At 42.2% G+C, this 20,889-nt stretch carries 18 protein-coding genes; 1 reads left to right on the top strand and 17 read right to left on the bottom strand.

Features of this window, described 5'->3' with window-relative positions:
- Window positions 1-14: 14 nt before the first annotated feature.
- The 17 genes from dnaI to ACFRAK_RS03970 form a co-directional block, all read right to left on the bottom strand.
- Complete coding sequence (gene dnaI / locus ACFRAK_RS04050; protein WP_260285386.1) at window positions 15-953, bottom strand: primosomal protein DnaI; 939 nt, start codon at window positions 951-953, stop codon at window positions 15-17.
- Window positions 940-2,352 (bottom strand): replication initiation and membrane attachment family protein, encoded by a 1,413-nt coding sequence (locus tag ACFRAK_RS04045; RefSeq protein WP_387602449.1) that lies wholly within the window; start codon window positions 2,350-2,352, stop codon window positions 940-942. The genes dnaI and ACFRAK_RS04045 overlap by 14 nt, the downstream gene beginning before the upstream one ends.
- Before the next feature lie 64 nt (window positions 2,353-2,416).
- Window positions 2,417-2,878 (bottom strand): transcriptional regulator NrdR, encoded by a 462-nt coding sequence (nrdR, locus tag ACFRAK_RS04040; protein ID WP_057911467.1) that lies wholly within the window; start codon window positions 2,876-2,878, stop codon window positions 2,417-2,419.
- Window positions 2,879-3,146: 268 nt separating this feature from the next.
- Window positions 3,147-3,527, bottom strand: a complete 381-nt coding sequence (gene speD, locus ACFRAK_RS04035; RefSeq protein ID WP_034311443.1) for an adenosylmethionine decarboxylase — start codon at window positions 3,525-3,527, stop codon at window positions 3,147-3,149.
- Window positions 3,528-3,884: 357 nt separating this feature from the next.
- A complete protein-coding gene (locus ACFRAK_RS04030; RefSeq protein ID WP_387602446.1) occupies window positions 3,885-4,922 on the bottom strand; it encodes a glyceraldehyde-3-phosphate dehydrogenase in 1,038 nt (345 codons plus the stop codon).
- Between the two features lie 160 nt (window positions 4,923-5,082).
- The gene (gene coaE / locus ACFRAK_RS04025; protein ID WP_387602443.1) at window positions 5,083-5,682 is read right to left on the bottom strand and encodes a dephospho-CoA kinase; all 600 of its coding nucleotides are present in this window, start codon (window positions 5,680-5,682) and stop codon (window positions 5,083-5,085) included.
- Between the two features lie 23 nt (window positions 5,683-5,705).
- A complete protein-coding gene (gene ytaF / locus ACFRAK_RS04020) occupies window positions 5,706-6,338 on the bottom strand; it encodes a sporulation membrane protein YtaF (protein ID WP_260285389.1) in 633 nt (210 codons plus the stop codon).
- A gap of 79 nt (window positions 6,339-6,417) precedes the next feature.
- Entirely contained in the window at window positions 6,418-7,248 is an 831-nt protein-coding gene (gene mutM, locus ACFRAK_RS04015; RefSeq protein WP_260285391.1) for a DNA-formamidopyrimidine glycosylase, read from the bottom strand.
- A gap of 19 nt (window positions 7,249-7,267) precedes the next feature.
- Window positions 7,268-9,892 carry a DNA polymerase I gene (gene polA, locus ACFRAK_RS04010; protein ID WP_387602439.1) on the bottom strand — a complete coding sequence of 875 codons (2,625 nt, stop codon included), beginning with the start codon at window positions 9,890-9,892 and terminating at the stop codon, window positions 7,268-7,270.
- 127 nt (window positions 9,893-10,019) lie between these two features.
- Window positions 10,020-10,952 carry a protease modulator HflC gene (gene hflC, locus ACFRAK_RS04005; RefSeq protein ID WP_076364772.1) on the bottom strand — a complete coding sequence of 311 codons (933 nt, stop codon included), beginning with the start codon at window positions 10,950-10,952 and terminating at the stop codon, window positions 10,020-10,022.
- Entirely contained in the window at window positions 10,949-11,983 is a 1,035-nt protein-coding gene (gene hflK / locus ACFRAK_RS04000; protein WP_192207993.1) for an FtsH protease activity modulator HflK, read from the bottom strand. The genes hflC and hflK overlap by 4 nt, the downstream gene beginning before the upstream one ends.
- A 250-nt stretch (window positions 11,984-12,233) precedes the next feature.
- The gene (gene pnpS / locus ACFRAK_RS03995; protein ID WP_394571335.1) at window positions 12,234-14,009 is read right to left on the bottom strand and encodes a two-component system histidine kinase PnpS; all 1,776 of its coding nucleotides are present in this window, start codon (window positions 14,007-14,009) and stop codon (window positions 12,234-12,236) included.
- Window positions 14,006-14,725 carry a response regulator transcription factor gene (locus tag ACFRAK_RS03990; RefSeq protein ID WP_394571334.1) on the bottom strand — a complete coding sequence of 240 codons (720 nt, stop codon included), beginning with the start codon at window positions 14,723-14,725 and terminating at the stop codon, window positions 14,006-14,008. The genes pnpS and ACFRAK_RS03990 overlap by 4 nt, the downstream gene beginning before the upstream one ends.
- A gap of 238 nt (window positions 14,726-14,963) precedes the next feature.
- The gene (gene mdh / locus ACFRAK_RS03985) at window positions 14,964-15,899 is read right to left on the bottom strand and encodes a malate dehydrogenase (protein WP_260285395.1); all 936 of its coding nucleotides are present in this window, start codon (window positions 15,897-15,899) and stop codon (window positions 14,964-14,966) included.
- 117 nt (window positions 15,900-16,016) lie between these two features.
- Window positions 16,017-17,333 (bottom strand): NADP-dependent isocitrate dehydrogenase, encoded by a 1,317-nt coding sequence (gene icd / locus ACFRAK_RS03980; RefSeq protein WP_394571333.1) that lies wholly within the window; start codon window positions 17,331-17,333, stop codon window positions 16,017-16,019.
- A gap of 95 nt (window positions 17,334-17,428) precedes the next feature.
- Entirely contained in the window at window positions 17,429-18,544 is a 1,116-nt protein-coding gene (gene citZ, locus ACFRAK_RS03975) for a citrate synthase (protein ID WP_260285397.1), read from the bottom strand.
- A 539-nt stretch (window positions 18,545-19,083) separates the two neighbouring features.
- The gene (locus tag ACFRAK_RS03970) at window positions 19,084-19,545 is read right to left on the bottom strand and encodes a DUF441 domain-containing protein (RefSeq protein ID WP_387705198.1); all 462 of its coding nucleotides are present in this window, start codon (window positions 19,543-19,545) and stop codon (window positions 19,084-19,086) included.
- Window positions 19,546-19,738: 193 nt separating this feature from the next.
- Between ACFRAK_RS03970 and ytvI the strand changes: the two genes are divergently transcribed.
- On the top strand, window positions 19,739-20,863 hold the full coding sequence (gene ytvI, locus ACFRAK_RS03965) for a sporulation integral membrane protein YtvI (RefSeq protein WP_260285398.1): 1,125 nt from the start codon (window positions 19,739-19,741) through the stop codon (window positions 20,861-20,863).
- The last annotated feature ends 26 nt before the right edge of the window (window positions 20,864-20,889 follow it).

Here is a 20,889-nt window from a genome sequence, read left to right as displayed (position 1 = left end):
GAGACCACTTTCCTTCACCTTCTCCGATTCACGCCATCCAGCTTGACCGGCTCCGCTAAATATTGAATTCTTTCCATTATCCTGGCCGCCTTCACTTCTTCCTTCTCACCGCGCTGTGAAAAGGTTAGGTGGTTCTCCAGGCCATTCAGGTCAAAATTCGAAGTGAAAAACGTCGGCAGGTTTTCCAGCATCCTAAATTGCAAAATCGGACCAAAAACCTCATCGCGTCCCCAGCTCGTCATGGACTCCGCCCCAATATCATCCAGCATGAGGACAGGGGCCGTTTTCACCATCTCAATTTTTTCATTGACCGTATTATCACCTATCGATCCCTTAAGTTCCCGCAAGTAGTCAGGGACATAGACAATAAGGGAGGAAATTTGCCTTTCTGCAAGTTCATTGGCAATCGCACCTAATAAGTACGTTTTCCCAACACCGAATTTCCCATATATATATAAGCCTTTTTGCATTTTACCTGGCTCATATTCCATAATGAACGACATCGCCTTACTTAAAACACCCAAGCGTTTGTTTTCATTATCCGTTTGGGTAAAGTCCTCAATGGTCGCCTTTAAAATATCCTTCGGTACATACAGGCTGCGGATCAATTTTTCCCGTTTCCGCTTTTCATCCTCTGCCAATTTCCGCGGGCAGATTTCATAATTCAGGTTCAGGGCCTTCCCTTGAACCACCAATTTGGGATAATACCCTTGCATCATATTGATGCAGCCATTCAAGCTTGGACATTTATCACATTTATTGCTTTGTGAAGTGAACTCATAAAGCTTCCCCAAATTTTTATCAATCATTTCCTTCGTGACCGTCGAACTGTTGGCATTCAAAAATAACCGCACTTGTTCGTCTTCAAAAATCTCCTGCTTCAGCTTTTCATAACGCTGTTGAAATTGGTTTGTATTGGCCAATTTATTAAGGGATCTATTAATCTTTTCCATCGTTCATTTCACCTCCTGCTTTCCACTGCTTCCATTTCTCCTGAAGCTCGCGTTTCTGGGCATTCAATTCAGGGTGATCTGCATTCTGCTCCTGCTGTGCTTCTTCTTTCTTCTCAAGCCACTCCGGAACCACTTCTTCCCGTATCGCCTTTTTCCGGCCGCCCTTCGCAGCATTCCTGCTTCCTTGAGCCCAGTCCTGATATTTCCTATGTTCATTTTTAGCCAGTTCCATCGCCTCCACGACCGTAGAGACCTTCAGTCGTGCCCAATGGCCTGCCAGCTTTTCCACATAGCCCTTCGTGAACTTCATATCCGTTTTGAGCATGACGTATTCAATCAAGACATTGACGACACCCGGATTCAGCTTTTGATTGATCATCACTCCCTCAACCACTTTCAGATCACCGCTTGATGGCTCTGCACCGCCAGACAATTGCATCAGCCGCTCCCTCGGGGAAATCGTCTCCAAATGACGGATTAACTCTTGTTCCTGTGTTTTCGGTTCTTCTTTTTGTGTCCGTTCACGAATCGGCTGCACCCGATTGACTAGGGAAGGCATATCTGCCTGCCGTTCGATCTGATACCAGTCCCTTGCCGCCTTTCTGAGCACTTCCTCATCGATCTCATCATCCAATGAAACGGCATCCATTACTAGTTTTTGCATTTCCAGCGGATCAATGCCATATAAAAAAGCAAGTTTGGCAATCGTACTTTTTATTTTCGGAGTAAAGGCCTTTTTCGGTACGATCGAGGATTTCATCCCGGCAAATAAAAGGTCAAAATCAAATAAGTCGTCAAACCCCGATGGCTCGACGCCTTCCGTCCGATCGATGAATTGCTGCTCAGGCATCGGTTTCCATTCGTTTTTCGCTTCATCGGTTACATATAAAGAGTCCAGATGATCTGATGAGAATACTTCCGCAAAAGATTTAGTCACACCTTCATATTGATCGGTTAAGATATGATCATCACAAAAGAATCTCTTTAACCGGTTGAATTGCGCTTTGCCGATTTTTTTGTATAAGTAAATATTCAGCATTCCATCCGTGAAAAACTGCTGGGGCGAAAGCGGCGGGTTTAACTCATAGATGAATTCCTTCGTTTCATTTTTCGATTTCTTATATACATTCAACAGACCAATTCCTTCAAGTAAAAGGCGTGCTTCGTAAATATCACCTAACTTAAGGCCGATGGTATTCATTAATTGATAATGTGAGGAGATTTCCGACCATAGCCTGTTTTCCTCCAGCTCACTCCATAACGTCATATATAGGCTAATGCAAATAGGTCCAATAAGAGGTTGATATAGTCGGGTAAGTATTTTCCGATCATAATCATGAAGCAGCCCCGCAGATGAGACCAAATATGAATCCGCTGGGAGCAATTCTTGCCAATGCATTGACATCTCCATTCAAACCTTTCAAAAGATGTAGTGAAAAAAGAGCCAAAGTGAATCTTCAGCTCTACTTTCTTTCTTTATTTATTAAATCTTTCAATTCATCGATAAAGACATTGATATCTTTAAATTGTCGATAGACGGATGCGAACCTTACATAGGCAACCTCATCGACTTCCGCCAGCTTGTCCATTACCATTTCGCCGACATTGTCGCTTTTCACTTCCGATATGCCCTGGTTGCGCAGTTCTTTTTCTACATAACTGGTAATTTGCTCTAGTTCCTTCAAGGGAACCGGGCGTTTTTCGCAAGCCCTGATTAAGCCACGCAGGATTTTATCACGACTGAACTCTTCCCGTGTCCCGCCCTTTTTCACTACAATAAGCGGTGTTTCCTCCACCTTTTCAAATGTCGTGAATCGAAAACCACATGCCTCGCATTCACGGCGTCGTCGAATCGATTTACTTTCATCGACTGGCCTGGAATCGAGCACTCTTGTTCCGTTATATTGACATGATGGGCATTTCATCATTATCAGCTCCGTATTTTATGTAGGACTCCCCTATCTAAATGTTCCCCAAGGATTTACTTCTCTATCTTAATCTTATATTAAAAGGAACGGCCAGTACAAGTAAAAAGTGTAACTTCCAGCAGCAGGCACTTTTGTTCCGCCCTTGGAGCACCTTTGTCAAGGTCTTGTGCTATAAGGCAATCCATAGCTATAATGTGAAGCAGGCTGCCGATTCATTGCATTAAAAAAGAGATGCACCCATGGCATCTCTGTGTATACGTGTTTTTTATAGGGCACTTATATTGGCTTTTTTCATTTGTACAGGACCTAAACCACGTGGTAATTCTATGTTTTCACGTGTTTGCGCATTCAAAGCTTCTGCAATATAATCTGCCGCAATATTCGGATCCAAGTTACCGCATGTATAGACATCGATGCTCGCATAGCCGTGTTCTGGAAAACTGTGAATCGTTAAGTGTGATTCAGAAATGATGACAACCCCGCTGACTCCTTGTGGAGCAAATTTGTGAAAGGCAACTTCTCGTACCTCTGCACCTGATTTCAAAGCAGCATCAACAAAAATCTTTTCAATTAAATCGATATTGTTCAGTTTTTCAAAGTCACAACCCCAAAGTTCAGAAATGACATGTCTGCCCATTGTTTCCATAGTGTAAGCTGTTTCCATATTAAGCTTCCCCCTTACCATGATTTAAAAATAAGTTCTGATAACTACCACGGGGGAAAGTTAGTCCAAAGAGGTCCTAACCCTTTAAGTAGCCATCATGCAAACCGCTTTTGAAGAAGTTCACGATTCATAGTATATATTGTTTGAATTTTTTTTGCAACTCCAAATTAAAATTTTGGAAAGATAACTTTATATGCAATAGGGCTATAGCGAAGGTTCCAATGTAAGGGAAATTCTGTTTTCCGGATTTATTCAGCGCCTTAAAATAGCCAGGAATTGATGGGTCACTGCATTAAAAATAGCCCGCTAAAAAATTTTAGCAGGCTCGATTTCTTTTCTTTATTTTACTGATAGTTCGACTTGGGAAGTTTTTTTCAACTCGGATCCCACCAATTTCACAAGGTCCACTACCCGGTTGGAGTAACCCCACTCATTATCATACCATGCAAGGACTTTCACTTTCCTGTCCCCAATCATCATTGTCGTCAAACCATCGATGATTGCAGAGTGAGGATTCGTTTTGAAATCACTGGAAACTAAAGGTTCCATCGTGAATTCCATAATTCCTTTGAGTTCATTTTCTGAAGCATCGATGAAGGCTTGGTTCACTTCATCAATCGTGACATCACGGTTTAAATCCACAACAAGATCGACTAGAGATACGTTAGGTGTCGGTACGCGAATCGCCATTCCATGAAGCTTGCCTTTTAATTGCGGCAACACTAGCGAGATGGCTTTTGCAGCTCCTGTAGTCGTAGGAATCATGCTTTCCGCAGCGGCACGGGCACGTCTTAAGTCTTTATGCGGGTTATCGATATTATTTTGATCATTTGTATAAGAATGTATCGTCGTCATTAAACCGTTGTTTATGCCGAATTTTTCATCAAGCACTTTTGCAACCGGTCCAAGACAGTTGGTTGTACAAGAAGCATTGGATATGACGAAATGCTTGTCAATTTCCAGCACTTCCTCATTTACACCCATTACAATGGTAACGTCTTCATTTTTACCCGGCGCTGATAAAATAACTCTTTTTGCTCCTGCATCTAAATGAAGAGCCGCTTTAGAACGATCATTGAATTTGCCCGTAGCTTCAATTACAATATCTATGTCCAACTCTTTCCAAGGCAATAGCTTTGGATCGCGGTTATTTATTAATTTTACCCGGCGGCCATTCACTACTAGTGAATCATCTTCCGCTATAATGATACCGTCGAATTTACCATGTATCGTATCATATTTTAGTAAGTGTGCTAAAGTTTCAGCTGGATAGCTTGCATTAATGGCAACAATGTCCAAACCCTCATCTAATATGGCCTTTCGGAAAACCATTCTTCCAATTCTCCCAAACCCGTTAATCGCTATTCTTGAATTCATTGTTCGGACCCTCCAGAAAATATTAGTGTTATACTTATTACCTTCCACATGTAATTAGTATAACATAATTCAAAGGAATTGTGCTAATAAAAATGCGGATTGTGTTTATTTTTTCAACACAAAAAGAAGAAACCGGGTGGTTTCTTCTTTTTTATCATAATTATATGACATGCCAATCGCGAAGTATGGACTTCACTTGCCTCTTGGTTTCATTAATGTCCCCATTATTGTCGACAATGGCATCCGCTAAAGCCTTTTTATCGGCCAAAGGCATTTGCGAATTGATCCTGGCTAGTGCCTCCGTCTCCGAAAGACCATTCCTGTTCATTAATCGCTGCAATTGAACTTGCTCATCCACATAGATCAAAAGCGTCTTTTCCACCATGAATGTCAGCTTACTTTCGAATAGGAGCGGAATATCCATGAACACCGTTTCTTCCCCTGATGATAGTGCCTCTTCCGTTTTGAGGCGCATCCATTTCCTGACGGCTGGATGCACGATGCCATTCAATAGCAATCTCTTTTCCTGATCATTAAATATGATCGACCCGAGCTTTACGCGATCTATATTCCCATCCGGCAATAAGATATCTTCACCAAATGCCTTCACAACTTGATGATAGGCTTCTTCACCCGGCTCAACGACGGCACGGGAAGCCAGATCTGCATCGACAATCGTGAATCCGAGTTCCTGTAAATAAAGGCTGACGGTGCTTTTCCCACTGGCGATGCCCCCCGTGATTCCAATGATTTGTCCCATAAGCTCCCCCTTTTAACCATGTATCATAACTTGAATATACCGATGATAATCAACAGTACACCTGGTAGAAAGGTCAATCGCTGGACAACTTTATTATTTGAAAGCAATTTCCCGCTTTGAAGCCCGCTCCAAATGAAAATTGAACTCATAACAGCGATGCACCCTGCAAGGATAATCGGTGAAATGCCGATCATAGCCGCGCCAACTCCGGCCCCGAACGCATCCAGCGAAAGTGCAAATCCCAGAACAAGCGCTTCAACACCCGTAATCGTACCTGATTTATCAAAATCGGCATTCAATGGTTTTTGTAAAATATTAATGACTACCCCAAGTGATTTAATTTCAAAATTAAAGATGATCTTTTCATGATATCTATCATCTTTCAAATCTTTTTCAGGCTTAAAATACTGGTATACCATCCAGGCACCAAGGAAAATGAGGATGATGCCACCCGTTTTTTCAGCCGCCCCGACCGATATGAGCTGACTGATGAATTGTCCGATGACCATCGCAATACCTAAACTCAAGGCAGAACAAAACGAGATGACCGCTATTGACCTTAAGGGGATTTTCATCTTCCGCATACCGAATGTCATACCTACGCCAAATCCGTCAATACTAACTGCAAAAGCGAGAAAAATAATTTGTAGCCACATCGGAATAATACTCCTTCCCTACTCGTTGCTACCCTAGTATATGGATGGAGCCCATCCGATGTGTTTGAAAAAACATTACCTATTTTAACGGCTGGCATGACGGGCAAATATGTGTGCCGCGTCCTGCAACGACCAGTTTTTCAAGTGGCGTGCCGCATGTTTTGCAGTTCTCGCCTTTTCGTCCATAAACATTAAGTTCCAACTGAAACATGCCGATTTGCCCTTGGGAATTAATGTATGATCGAATCGTACTCCCGCCTTTTTCCACAGCTTCACCTAACGTCGCGATGATTTCTGCATGCAACGTTTTGATTTCCTGCAACGAGAGTGAAGAAGCGATTCTCTCCGGATGGATACCGGAACGGAATAACGACTCGTCTACATATATATTCCCAATCCCGACGACAACCGTTTGATCAAGGAGAACGGGCTTGATTTTCCTGTTGGTTCTTGCCAACTTGCCACTTAGCCCCTCGACAGTAAAATCTTCAGACAACGGTTCAGGCCCTAAATGCAACAGTGGCAGCCGCTCGAGTTCTTCCCCTTTGGCAAATAGATGCATCGTTCCGAATTTCCGGACATCCCTGTACCTGAGTTCACTGCCATCCGTGAAAGTGAAGATCACATGGGTATGCTTATCATACGGCTCTTCTTTTGGATGCACGCCGTATTTCCCTTCCATTCTTAAATGCGAAACCAATGAATAATCATCCAAGGTGAAAATGAGGAACTTGCCCCGACGACCTATTCCCGTAATCGTCTGTCCCCTTAAAGCATCCTGAAACTGTTCGACAGGTTCAGGCGCTTTTATGATCTTTGGCCAGAAGACTGACACTTCCTTGATTTCTTTTCCGAGCACGAGCTGCTCTAACGTTCTTCTGACTGTTTCCACTTCTGGAAGTTCTGGCATTGCAATCACCTATCTTTTATTATTTGGCATCAAACCATGTTGGCCCAAAAGCATAATCCACTTTAAGGGGCACGTTCAGTTCAATGGCATTTTCCATTTCCTCCGGAACGATCACTTTAAGGATTTCGAGTTCCTCGGGAGGCGTTTCAAAAATCAATTCATCATGCACCTGCAGAAGCATTCTCGTTTTAAGACCTTCCCGTTTCAGGCGCTTACTCATGTTTATCATGGCTAGCTTGATGATATCCGCGGCACTGCCTTGAATCGGCGTATTCATCGCTGTCCGTTCGGCAAAGCTCCTGATGTTGAAATTCCTGCTTGTTATCTCAGGTATATAGCGCCTTCTTTGCATCAGAGTCGTGCTATATCCTTTTTGACGGGCCTCATGTATGCTTTCTTCCATATATTCCTGAACACCAGGAAAGCTTCTTAAATACTTCTCGATGAACTCTCCCGCTTCTTTTCTCGTGATGCCGAGACTTTGCGATAGCCCGTAGTCACTTATACCATAAACGATTCCGAAGTTGACCGCTTTGGCATGGCGCCTCATGTTCGCCGTGACTTGGTCTGCCGGTACGTGGAATACATCCATGGCTGTCCTTGTATGGATGTCCATCCCGGCCTGGAATGCTTCCACCAATCCGCTGTCATTGGCGATATGCGCCAGGACGCGTAACTCGATCTGTGAGTAATCGGCAGCAAAAATGATCCAATCCTTTTCGGAAGGAATGAAGGCCTGCCTGATTTTCCTGCCTTCTTCCAGTCTGATCGGGATATTCTGCAGATTGGGATCTGTAGAACTTAACCGGCCGGTCTGGGTCAATGCTTGGTTGAACCGGGTGTGCACCTTGTCCGTTTTGCCATTGACCACTTTAAGCAACCCTTCAATATAAGTTGATTGCAACTTACCAAGCTGGCGATATAGCAATATCTCCTTAACGATATCATGCTTGCTCTCCAGTTTTTCCAGCACATCGGCTGAAGTCGAATAACCAGTTTTGGTTTTCTTCATGACTGGAAGCTCCAACTTTTCAAACAGGATGGCCCCGAGCTGTTTAGGTGAATTGATATTGAACGCCTCTCCAGCCAAATCAAAAATTCGGGCTTCGATGTTTCTTAAGCGAACGGCTAACTCCTGTCCCATGTTTTTCAATCTGCCTATATCCACCTTGATTCCCTGCCATTCCATATTGGCCAGAATGATCGACAGTGGCAGCTCCAGTTCCGTAAACAGGTGAAATTGCTCGAACTCTTGCAGCTTATCGATCATCGGTTCTTTCAGAGAAAGGATCGCCTTCGATTTTCTGGCGATATGCTCCCTCAATTCCGCTTCCTCAGGTATTTTGCGTTTTGCACCTTTTCCATAAAAAACATCATCTGTTTCAAGACGGGTCGTACCTTGAGTTTTCGTGATTTCAGCCACTTCGTCCACTGACTCTGCGGGATTCAGGATATAGGATGCCAAAAATACATCAAAATCGATGCCTTTTATTTGGACTCCCCGATGACGCAGTGCCACAACCGTACGCTTCGCATCGAAAACCGTTTTCTTTTTTGTTTCATCCTCCGCCCAGGATTTAAATGCCCCGGAACTCAGAGCATCATCCCCATTGAAGTAAAAATTACCTTGTTCATTACTGATGGCGATTCCCCTAATTTCGGCATGATGATAATTATCTTCTAAAATCTCAACATATAAGGCACTTTCATCCGCAAACATTGCTTCTGTCATTTCGGACGTGTGCACTTCTATCTTCTCCTGTTCAAGCGGTGCACTTTCCGTTACATCCAATTTATCGAGCAAAGTCGAAAACCCAAGCTCCTTATAGAATGAGATGACTCGATCCTGATCCATGCCAGTGTACTCGGTCTCGTTTACGGAAACTTCAAGCGGCGCTTCCCTCGTTATCGTAGCCAGCTCTTTGCTCAATAGGGCCAGGTCTCTATGTTCTTCTATTTTCTCTTTCAATTTTTGTCCGCTTACCTCATCAATCGACTGCAGAAGGTTTTCAACCGTTTCGAATTGATGCAATAATTTAAGGGCAGTCTTTTCACCTACACCCGGAATACCGGGAATATTGTCGGAAGCATCGCCCATCAACCCTTTTAAATCAATGATTTGCAAAGGGGATAGGCCGTATTTTTCATGTATATGCTTTGGAGTGTATTCCTCAATTTCAGTAATCCCCTTTTTCGTGATGGAAACCGTCGTACTAGGGGAGGATAATTGTGTTAAATCCTTATCACCTGAAATGACCTTCACTTCAAAACCATCTTTTTCCGCTTGTAAAGACAGCGTACCGATAATATCATCGGCTTCGTAGTTCTCCAGTTCATACCTTTTTATTTGAAAACAATCAAGCAGTTCGCGAATGAAAGGGAATTGCTCCGATAGTTCCGGAGGCGTTTTTTGGCGCCCGCCCTTATATTCTTTAAATGATGCATGTCTGAATGTCGTTTTACCCGCATCGAATGCCACAAGTATGTGCGTTGGCTTTTCTTCTTCAAGAATGCGATTGAGCATCATGGTGAATCCGTACACGGAATTCGTATGGACCCCCTTATCATTATTCAAGAGCGGAAGCGCAAAAAACGCACGGTATGCAATGCTGTTTCCATCTATAAGTACTAACTTTTTATCCAAATCCGTCTTCCTCCAGTCATACAGGTTTATGTAGTTGTAGCTTCTATATTAAAACGAAAAAAGCCGTTCATTTTCTTTCTCTATTCTACCATGAGTAGAAGCGGAAAGAAAAATGACGGCATCAAGGTTATTTAGTATTTCCCATTAACAGGCTGGCATAAGGGGAATCCGATGGCAGAACGATGACCGTTTGATCACCAATCGTTTTTTTGTAGGATTCAAGAGTCCGGTATAGTTTATAGAATTCGGGGTCTTTGGAAAACGACTTATTATAGATTTTCGCTGCTTCCCCTTCACCTTCAGCCCTGATCACTTCTGCATCAGCCTCTGCAGTGGAGAGCAATTCTTTCACTTTCCGATCAGTATCCGCAATGATACGGTTTTTCTTCGCATCACCTTTGGATAAGTATTCTTGCGCTTTCGATTCCCGCTCGGAAATCATCCTCTTGAAGACGGATGCTTCGTTTTCGGAGGGCAAGTCAGTCCGCTTTATCCGGACATCCGTCAAGCTGATTCCATAACTGTCCTTTTGCAGCAGATCGTTGACTTTTTCGGTTATGCGGTCGTTTAAACTTCCCCTTGATGACTTCTCATCATTGATGATCTCGTCATAATTCAGCTGGCCAAGCTCAGAACGAACTGCCGAATAGATGAACTCTTCCATTTTCGTTTCGGCATTCTCTAGTGTCCTTGCATTTGTAATCAATTTCTTCGGATCTTCTATTCTCCAAACTGCATAGTTATCGATCAGCATCCGCTTTTTATCTTTCGTATTGATTTCCGCTTCGGAAACATCAGAAGTCATCTGATACTTCGGCAAGGTCATGATACTCTGTATGAATGGCACCTTCGCCTTCAATCCCGGTGTCTTATCGATCCTTACCACCTCACCGAATTGGCGGACGACTTTGTATTCGCCCTCTTTGACGATATAGACATTGGTGAGGATGATTAGCAGCAACGCGATGAAAATAATCAGGAAAATGCCGATTCTCACATAGCCCCTCCAATGAAAATCCCCTTTTTTCAACTCAGAGAAATCTATTATTTTTCCGCTCATTGTTTAGTGCCCCCTTCCCCTGTCGCTTTTTCTTCCGATGCATTCGCTTTGTTCGTTTCTTCTTCAGGTATAGCGGCTTCATCGGAGGCAGGAGTTTTTTTCGTTTCCTCCTTTTCAAGCGAGCGAAGCGGCAAGTACTTCATGGTGTTTCCATCATCATTCATAATATAAATCTCTGCATTCGGCATTACTTCCTCAAGGGTTTCAATAATAAGGCGGTCCTTCGTAATCCCCTTATTGCCCTTATACTCACTAAGTAATTTTTCAAAGACCGCTACATCCCCGCGGGCAGCTTCGGTACGGGCAGCTTTATCCCCATTAGCCTGTGAAATGAGGGCATCTTTTTCCCCTTCCGCTTCATTCATACGTTTATTTTCATATTTATCCGCTTCGTTGATTTTCGTATTCGCCGTTTCCCGGGCATCCGTTACATTGGTAAATGCTTTCCGCACTTCTTCATTCGGTAACTCCACGTCCTGGAGTTTAACCGCAGATATGGAAATCCCGACATCATATTTCTCCATTAGCTGTGATAATAAATCGCGTACATCCGCTTCGATTTGCGCTTTACCGGATGTAAGGGCATCATCGATTTTCGTGCTGCCGATAATGCTCCGTAATGCAGCTGAAGTCGTATCGTATAATATTTTTTCTGGATCCTCTGCATTGTATAGATATTTTGGAGGGTCGGTGATTTTCCACTGGACCACCAGGTCGGCCAGCACAATATTTTCATCACCCGTAATCATTTTGGTCTCGCTCGGGTAATCCTTCACCTCTCCATCCTCTTCCTTATATCCAAATTTAAGACTGAATGTTTCTTTGGATAATTTCTCGACGGATTGAATGGGCCAAGGCAGTTTAAAGTGAAGTCCTGGTTCCGTTATCGTTTGCTCCACTTTACCAAACGTCATGATGACAGCTTGATCGGATTCATCAACCGTGTACCAGGTCGATATCGCAACTACACCTAAAATTAAAATAAGAAAGACAAGTCCTGTGATCGTATATATCCTTTTTAAGCTAACGATATGTATCACCCCTTCTTTGCAGTTATATCTTATTTACGCAAGGAAGGGCCTAAAGTTTCATAAAAATCAAATATATTTCCAGGAAAATAGGATAGAGGAATCGTTCCCGGGAAATATAGCCAAAAATAAAAGACAGAGACTATGTCTCTGTCAATGTTTAACTCCTTGGATGAGGGGTTATAACCATTGTACCCCTGCATTATGAAGTCCGTTTTAAGGAATTGTAAAGGACATGTAAATAAGAAACCCGCTACATTCCTTTTAAGCTTTTATTTAATGTGACTGTAAAAGTCGTCCCGGTTCCAGGTGTGCTTTCCACATTGATTTTACCTTTATGGACTTCTATTATATGCTTGACGATTGCCAGTCCAATGCCCGTTCCTCCTGAATCGCGACTCCTCGCCTTATCGATCCGGTAAAATCGTTCAAAGATCCTCGGCAGTTCTTTTTCTTCGATGCCGATCCCGCTGTCTTGCACTGCTATATCGACCGTCTGCTCATTTTCAATGATATCAACGGTGACCCTGCCCCCATTTGGTGTATAGGTCAATGCGTTCGTAATCAAATTGATGAAAACCTGCTTGATCCTGTCAGATTCCCCTTCAACTAATACCGGCTCCGGTGATGTTTTAATTTCAAGGGATACATCTTTTTCTTTCAGCTTGCCTATAAGCATCTCTTGTATTTCACCAAGCACTTTCGTAATATCCACGACCCCTGCGTTTAAAACGAACTCCTGTTGCTCCATTTTGGATAAATTCAGAAGCTCCTGAATGAGTTCCTGCAGCCGATCACTTTCTTTCAGGATAATCGTTAAAAAGTGTTTTAAGGTCTTTTCGTCCTTTAAGGCGCCATCCAACAATGTTTCAGAAAAGCCTTTTATAGAAGTGATCGGGGTTCTCAATTCATGGGACACATTAGCCACGAAATCCTTCCGCATCTGCTCGAGCCTTTTCAATTCGGTGATATCATGGAAAATGAGGAGGATCCCCTTCCATTCATCGTGATTCCCGATAATGGGAGCCCCATAAATCTCAAAATGCTTACGTTCTATGGCAAGTGGTATTTTCACCTGTCGTTTAATCGTCTTTTCCGTTCGAAAGATTTCTTCGATGATGGCTATGACTTCCTGATCTTTAATGACCGAATAATATTCCTGAAACAAAAACGTAGCGGAGTTCACACGAAAACTTTTCTTGAATTCCCGGTTGATTAATGTAGTATACCCTTTACTGTCTATCAGCAAGACACCACTACCGATGTTTTCAACAAGTGTTTCCAAACGATCCTGATTCATTTCCCTCGCTATCTCTGTTTCCTGAAGATTCCTCGCCAATATGTTCAAGGAAGTTGTCAGCATTCCCGTTTCATCCGAATGCCGCCCGAATGTCCTGGTTCCATAATTCCCTTTTGCCAGTTCAATGGCCGCCATCGTCGCCTCCTCGATCGGACGCGTATAATATGAAGTGATTTTGCTCGCAAGCATGAGAATGATGATCAAGGCAACCCCTAAACAAATGATCAATATTTGCCACATTTGTTTATTCACTTGATTGATGGCCTCTATTTCATTGCTATGTACGACAAAGCCTTCAATCTTTCCATCCTTTTCAATCGTCTTCCAATAATAATGGAGGTCCGATTCGCCTTCGACCACTTCATACCCTTCCCCTTGCTTAAGCCCTTTTTCCAAAGTTATTTTACGAAGGACATTGGCATGGCCTTTAAATATTTCATTGGATGTTGTCGAATCGTATAATATTTCCCCATTCGTGGATAGAATGGTTAAATTCGAATCTAAAAGGGGTGTCAGTTCTGCCGTCTTCCCTTTTTCCAAAAAGGAGTCAATCCCGCCATGCTCCTGAATATATGTAGAAATGAAAAATGTTTCGTTCTTTATACGGTCATTGAACGTTTTAATATAATAGCTTTTGAACAAGTGTCCCAATAAAAAGCCCACGGCCATCAGGACGACCATCACCAGTGTGATGAGGGTAAATAAGAGCTTTTTACGATAGGTCGTCATTCTTTTTTAGGCTCCTCAAGCTTATACCCCAAGCCCCTTATCGTTTTAATATATAAAGGTTTTTTTGTATCTTTTTCTATTTTTTCTCGAAGATGGCTAATATGGACATCGACGATTCGTGAGTCTCCCGCGAAATCATAATTCCATACTGCACTCAGCAGTTGATCCCTGGTCAGCACTCTTCCTTTATTCTTCGCCAGATATAAAAGTAATTCAAATTCCTTTGGAGTCAATTCTAATTGCTGTTCATCAAAGAATGCTTCGTATCGTTCCGGAAACACTTTCAATTCCCCTAATTTCAAGAGGCCATCTTCCAGATCCTGACTTGAATCCATGCCGTTAGCTTGTAACTGGGATCTTCTTAAAATGGCTTTAATCCGGGCCACTACCTCCCTAGGACTGAATGGCTTGGTCAAATAATCATCCGCCCCTAGTTCAAGTCCCAGCACCTTGTCAAATTCATCGTCCTTAGCTGTCAGCATCAAGATCGGTATATTGATTTTTTGCTGGCGAAGCTGCTTACATACTTCAAGCCCGTCCATTTTAGGCAGCATCAAATCCAATACCACTAAATCGGGGCGTATATCCACGGCAGCCTCCAGCCCTTGTTCTCCATCCAAAGCTGTGATCACCGAATAGCCTGCTTGTTCTAAATTGTACTGAAGTAAGGTAACTATTGATTGTTCATCATCCACTACGAGAATTTTCTTTGACATTAGATCCTCCTGAATTATGTATTACCCAAAAGACCAATTTCTTGGTCTACTCATCCAATTCCATTATAAAGAATATTATATGAAATTTACACATAAAAAAAACGGTAAGTAAGTTATTCCTTGTCTTCAGCAGGGAGTTCATAAGTTCCCAGGACTTTTGAAGCGAAAAAAACTGTCCGGAATCGGAAAAAGACCATGGCCTTTTCTTCCTATATCCGAACAGTCTGATCTTGTTCACTTATTGAAGGACTTGCATTACTGCTTTAACTGATTCAACTGATTTTGAAAGTGACGCTTTTTCGTCTTCAGTCAATTCCAGTTCGATGATTTGTTCAATGCCCTTTGCACCCAGAACAGTCGGCACTCCAAGGTAGATACCTTCAAATCCATATTCACCTTCAAGATAAGCGATGGACGGAAGAACGCGACGTTGGTCTTTAAGGATCGCTTCAGCCATTTCCACTAAAGATGCTGCCGGTGCATAATAGGCGCTTCCGTTTCCAAGAAGGTTGACGATTTCTCCGCCGCCAGTGCGGGTACGAGCCACGATTGCTTCTAAACGATCTTGGGGGATCAATGTTTCCAAAGGAATCCCTCCTGCATAAGAGTAACGTACCAATGGAACCATATCATCTCCGTGTCCACCAAGTACGAAGCCAGTTACATCTTTAACCGATAAGTTTAATTCCTGAGCTACGAAAGTACGGAAACGAGCTGTATCAAGGACACCTGATTGTCCGATAACGCGTTCTTTAGGGAAACCTGATTCTTTGTAAACAGTGTAAGTCATTGCATCTACAGGGTTAGTCAAAACGATGATGGTTGTGTTAGGGGAATATTTAACGACTTCTTTTGTTACTGATATCATAACTTTTTGATTAGTTTGAACTAAGTCGTCACGGCTCATGCCGGGTTTACGGGCAATTCCGGCAGTGATGATCACTACGTCGGAATCCGCTGTTTCTGCATAGTCGGATGTACCGATGATGTTAGCATCGAAACCTAGGACAGGTCCTGCTTCCGCCATATCAAGGGCTTTACCTTTAGTAGGGTTTTCAGCTTGCGGGATATCAACTAAAACGATATCGCCAAGTTCTTTTTGAGCGGCTAAGAATGCTGCTGTAGCACCAGTGAATCCAGCACCTACAACTGTGATTTTTTTACGTTTAGACATGTTATTTCCTCCTTAAAATATTATGAATACTTTTGGAATACTTTTAACATCCTCATGAAATATAAGCTTCCTGGAAAAGAGCCCATTCAGGCACTTTTCCAGAAAGCATGTAATGAATTATTTAAGGTTTTTGATAAGCTCGTCTGCGAACTCAGAACATTTAACTTCCGTTGCACCTTCCATTAGGCGGGCAAAGTCGTATGTAACAACTTTAGAAGCGATTGTTTGTTCCACTGATTTAGTGATGCTGTCTGCAGCTTCGTTCCAGCCAAGGTGCTCAAGTAAAAGAACGCCTGAAAGAAGAACTGAAGATGGGTTAACTTTATCAAGACCAGCATATTTAGGAGCCGTTCCGTGAGTTGCTTCGAAGATGGCATGTCCAGTTTCGTAGTTGATGTTTGCTCCTGGAGCGATACCGATTCCGCCAACTTGTGCAGCTAATGCATCAGAAATGTAATCTCCGTTCAAGTTCATTGTTGCAACAACATCAAACTCTTTAGGACGAGTCAGGATTTGTTGTAAGAAGATATCAGCAATTGAATCTTTAACGATGATTTTGCCTTCAGCTTCAGCAGCAGATTGTGCTTTGTTAGCAGCTTCAGTGCCTTCAGCTTCTTTAATTTTGTCATATTGGTTCCATGTGAACACTTTATCGGCGAATTCTTGTTCTGCAACTTCATAACCCCAAGTTTTGAATGCACCTTCAGTGAATTTCATGATGTTACCTTTATGAACAAGCGTTAATGACTTACGGCCTTCTTTGATCGCATAGTTAAGTGCAGAGCGAACAAGACGTTTCGTACCTTCTTCGGAAATCGGTTTAATTCCGATACCTGAAGTTTCAGGGAAACGAATATTTTGAACACCGAATTCATTTTGCAGGAATTCGATTAATTTTTTAGCTTCGTCAGAACCTTTTGCATATTCGATACCAGCATAGATATCTTCAGTGTTTTCACGGAAGATGACCATGTCAGTGTCTTCTGGACGTTTAACTGGTGAAGGTACACCTTCAAAGTAACGTACTGGACGAAGACATACGAATAAGTCCAATACTTGACGCAATGCAACGTTCAATGAGCGGATACCGCCACCGATTGGAGTTGTAAGAGGTCCTTTAATAGCGATTAGATATTCGTTAATGACATCAAGAGTTTCTTGCGGAAGCCATTCGCCCGTTTGGTCAAATGCTTTTTGTCCAGCTAAAACTTCTTTCCATTCGATTTTCTTTTCGCCATTGTAAGCTTTTTCAACTGCTGCGTCTAAAACGCGGGATGCTGCAGCCCAGATATCAGGACCGATTCCGTCTCCCTCAATATAAGGAACGATTGGATTGTTTGGTACGTTAAGAGCACCGTTAGTAACTGTGATTTTTTGGCTTTGTGTCATGTCTCTTACCTCCGATTCAAATTCAAAGGTTAGATGGACTGCCATTTAATGGGGCAGAACCACTAACCTTTTTTACTCACATCTATTAATTTACTACAAATTCGATGAAATAAAAAATGATTTTTCGAAAAAACTTTTAATTAGCGTTTTTCAATCGGTACGTATTTTTGCATACCTGGTCCAACATACTCTGCACGCGGACGGATAAGGCGGTTGTTTGAATATTGCTCAAGGATGTGAGCGATCCAGCCTGAAGCACGGCTTACAGCAAAGATTGGTGTAAATAAGTCATGCTCGATACCTAAACTGTGGTATACGGAAGCAGAATAGAAATCCACGTTCGGCGGAAGATTTTTTTGACCGGTTACGATTTCATGAATTTTGATGGACATATCATAATATTGCGGTTGTCCAGTAAGTTCAGTCAGTTTTCGTGACATTTCTTTAAGGTGCTTGGCACGGGGATCACCTTTACGGTATACACGATGGCCAAAGCCCATGATTTTTTCTTTATTGGCTAATTTTTCGTTGATATATGGCTCAACGTTTTCAACTGAACCAATTTCTGTAAGCATTTTCATGACTTGTTCGTTAGCTCCGCCGTGAAGAGGGCCTTTTAAAGCGCCGATGGCAGAAGTTACGCCAGAATAGATATCAGATAATGTAGCCACACAAACGCGTGCAGTGAATGTAGAAGCGTTTAATTCATGGTCAGCATGAAGAACCAATGCTTTGTTGAATGCTTCTTCTTCGATTGCCGTTGGTTCGTTACCGCTTAACATATATAAGAAGTTAGCAGCAAAGCTTAAATCCGTACGTGGAGCAACAGCTTCTTTCCCTTGACGGATGCGAGCGAAAGTTGTTACCAATGTAGGGATTTTTGCTTGGATGCGGATTGCTTTACGATAGTTAGCATCTTCACTCATTACATCTGCTTCTTCATCATAAAGACCCAGAAGAGATACTGCAGTGCGAAGAGCTCCCATTGGATGTACTTTATCGATTGGGTATGTTTTGAAGTGATTAACCACTTCAGCTGGAATTTCAGCATTTTCAGCAAGTTGTTGAGTTAATTCTTCTAATTGGCTTTTGTTCGGAAGAGCTCCGTGCCATAAAAGATAGATTACTTCCTCGAATGTTGCGTTAGAAGCTAAATCATCGATGTCATAACCTACATACGTTAATGTGTCATCGATGATGGAGCTTACTGATGAAGTTGTTGCTACCACACCTTCAAGACCTTTTGTTGCTGTCATACTAAATCTCTCCTTTTCCTAAATATTCCCCTATGCCCTTGCTATTAGCGTATAAATATAGCGCTTCCAAGAAATTAGCTATTGTAAACAACCATCTATTTTTTAGCAGAAGACATACATCTTGTATTGGAAGCGTTCACAGAATATGACCCCAACAATAGTAAAATGTACGATAATCCTTTAAACGAATTTCTAAAAATAATGCTTGTAGCTATTCCTAGTGAGCGCTTGCTCAATAACTACATCTTTTTTTAAGATTCCTCAAAAATATCAAAGATATTCTGAATCCCAATTTTAATAAATCAGAGCAGTTACAACATTATTATAAACAATAAACACTTTTTTGGGAATGAAAAGCACTTAAAATGTGAAAAAATTATTATTTTATTAGAAAAATTAGCTACATATTCTCTTGCTTTTTTTTATGCGATCCAAAACGTTTTTTTGAAAATTCGCCTCAAAGCAGAATAAACGAAACATTAAATAGAAAATTTCCATCTCCACGACTGACGGGTTTTTTCTCCCCTCTGCCACTCGCTTCATTTAAAAAAATTGAAGATCTGCATGCATAAATAAGCAATTCCCGCCCCGATTAATGGACCGACAGCCACACCTTTGAATAATGCGACTGCAAGAATCGTCCCAAAAACAAGAGCCGTGGTAATGTGCGGATCATGTGATAAAAGCGTAATCCCATTTTTCGCTATGAGCGCAACCGCTATTCCAGATGCAAGCGCAATCCAGGCATAAGGAGATTTTATTGCTTCTCCGAGTTCCTTGAAACCTATCGCCCCGTTTGCTATGGGTATGAGTACCGAAATCGTAATGATCGTAACGCCCAGGTTGATTCCTTTCGCTTCCAGGTATGGAAACACTTTAGCGTCAAGGCCGATCAGTTTCATGCTTAAAAGAAAACCCGCAGCCATGATCAGTGAGGTGTTTTTCCCAAACCAACCGATTGCAGCAAGCAGAATTAAAAATACGACAGGACCGTTGATCATTCTCCCTTCACCTTCTTCCTTCTGTTTTTGTTATTTTAACATAACAAACTCCCGTATTTCCTGGGAGAAAAATGATTTATGGAACGATGCATCTGCGGAAAAAATTTAAGCCGAAAGATGAAAGAATCTTTCCTTTCTTTTCCATCATCGTTACAATTATAATACAAACTTTATGATTGAAGGAGGATATGACTTGAATCCGGTATATATGTATCGTTTCATTCGCTCTTTACTGGTCATCGGCGGGATAATTTTAGGCGGAATTGCCTTGTTTTATTTATCTAAATATACATATCCATTCATCATTGCCATGATAATCGCTTTCTTGATGAATCCCCTGGTCACTTTTTTCGAAAGGAAAGGAAGGCTGCCACGGGGGTTGGCTGTATTCGTTTCCCTTTTACTCATTTTCCTTTTATTTGCGGGTCTCATCACATTACTTGTCACCGAGATCATTTCAGGGACCAATTACCTGGCTGGTGTCATCCCGAAACATATTGAAACCATCGTGGATTATATAGAAACATACATCGCGTCCACCGTCATCCCTTTTTATAATCAAATAGCAGCCATGTTCAATAATTTGGATACCGATCAGCAGGACACAGTCCTCAAGAATATCCAAAATATCGGTGAATCCATCACTACCGGAGTAAGCGGCTTCATTCAAGCTTTCTTGAAGAACATCCCCACAATCATCGGATGGTTTCCAACTACAGCAACGGCACTCCTTTTTACCCTGCTGGGCACTTTCTTCATCAGCAAAGATTGGGATACCTTTAACCGCATGACTGGAAAGGTATTGCCTGATAAGATTTTTGCAGGTGCCAAGCGTTTATTCAGGGACTTAAAACGAGCTTTGTTCGGATTTATCCGTGCACAATTCACACTTGTTTCATTGACGACTGTCACGATTTTAATCGGTTTTCTCATTTTGGGGGTGAATTATTCGATTACCATTGCCCTGATATGCGGACTGGTCGACATCATCCCCTATTTAGGTACAGGTACGGTTTTCATTCCTTGGATCATCTTTGAATTCATTGCCGGGAATACAAGTCTTGCAATCGGTTTGTCCGTTCTTTACATAATCGTCGTTGTCCAGCGTCAGTTAATAGAGCCAAAAGTACTTTCTTCCAGTATTGGTTTGGATCCGCTTGCCACTCTCATCGCCTTGTTCATCGGCTTCAAATTGATCGGTTTCCTGGGTCTGATCGCAGGACCTGTCGTACTTGTCATATTCAATACACTCCAGCGTGCCAATGTCTTCAAGGCCATATGGATCTTCATTATCGGCGATACGAAGAAAACGACTTAAGATACTCCAGACATCTATTAGCATTC

The sequence above is a fragment of the Peribacillus sp. NPDC056705 genome, assembly GCF_043656335.1.
This window is presented reverse-complemented; position numbering and strand designations above follow the sequence as displayed.

Excerpts from the sequence above, each read along its gene's own strand:
- citZ (WP_260285397.1), bottom strand. The coding sequence starts at position 18,544 with ATGACAGCAACAAAAGGTCTTGAAGGTGTGGTAGCAACAACTTCATCA.
- mdh (WP_260285395.1), bottom strand. The coding sequence starts at position 15,899 with ATGTCTAAACGTAAAAAAATCACAGTTGTAGGTGCTGGATTCACTGGT.
- speD (WP_034311443.1), bottom strand. The coding sequence starts at position 3,527 with ATGGAAACAATGGGCAGACATGTCATTTCTGAACTTTGGGGTTGTGAC.
- hflC (WP_076364772.1), bottom strand. The coding sequence starts at position 10,952 with ATGAGCGGAAAAATAATAGATTTCTCTGAGTTGAAAAAAGGGGATTTT.
- dnaI (WP_260285386.1), bottom strand. The coding sequence starts at position 953 with ATGGAAAAGATTAATAGATCCCTTAATAAATTGGCCAATACAAACCAA.
- ytaF (WP_260285389.1), bottom strand. The coding sequence starts at position 6,338 with ATGTGGCTACAAATTATTTTTCTCGCTTTTGCAGTTAGTATTGACGGA.
- ACFRAK_RS04030 (WP_387602446.1), bottom strand. The coding sequence starts at position 4,922 with ATGAATTCAAGAATAGCGATTAACGGGTTTGGGAGAATTGGAAGAATG.
- pnpS (WP_394571335.1), bottom strand. The coding sequence starts at position 14,009 with ATGACGACCTATCGTAAAAAGCTCTTATTTACCCTCATCACACTGGTG.
- icd (WP_394571333.1), bottom strand. The coding sequence starts at position 17,333 with ATGGCAGTCCATCTAACCTTTGAATTTGAATCGGAGGTAAGAGACATG.
- nrdR (WP_057911467.1), bottom strand. The coding sequence starts at position 2,878 with ATGAAATGCCCATCATGTCAATATAACGGAACAAGAGTGCTCGATTCC.
- ACFRAK_RS04045 (WP_387602449.1), bottom strand. The coding sequence starts at position 2,352 with ATGCATTGGCAAGAATTGCTCCCAGCGGATTCATATTTGGTCTCATCT.
- coaE (WP_387602443.1), bottom strand. The coding sequence starts at position 5,682 with ATGGGACAAATCATTGGAATCACGGGGGGCATCGCCAGTGGGAAAAGC.
- ACFRAK_RS03970 (WP_387705198.1), bottom strand. The coding sequence starts at position 19,545 with ATGATCAACGGTCCTGTCGTATTTTTAATTCTGCTTGCTGCAATCGGT.
- ACFRAK_RS03990 (WP_394571334.1), bottom strand. The coding sequence starts at position 14,725 with ATGTCAAAGAAAATTCTCGTAGTGGATGATGAACAATCAATAGTTACC.
- mutM (WP_260285391.1), bottom strand. The coding sequence starts at position 7,248 with ATGCCAGAACTTCCAGAAGTGGAAACAGTCAGAAGAACGTTAGAGCAG.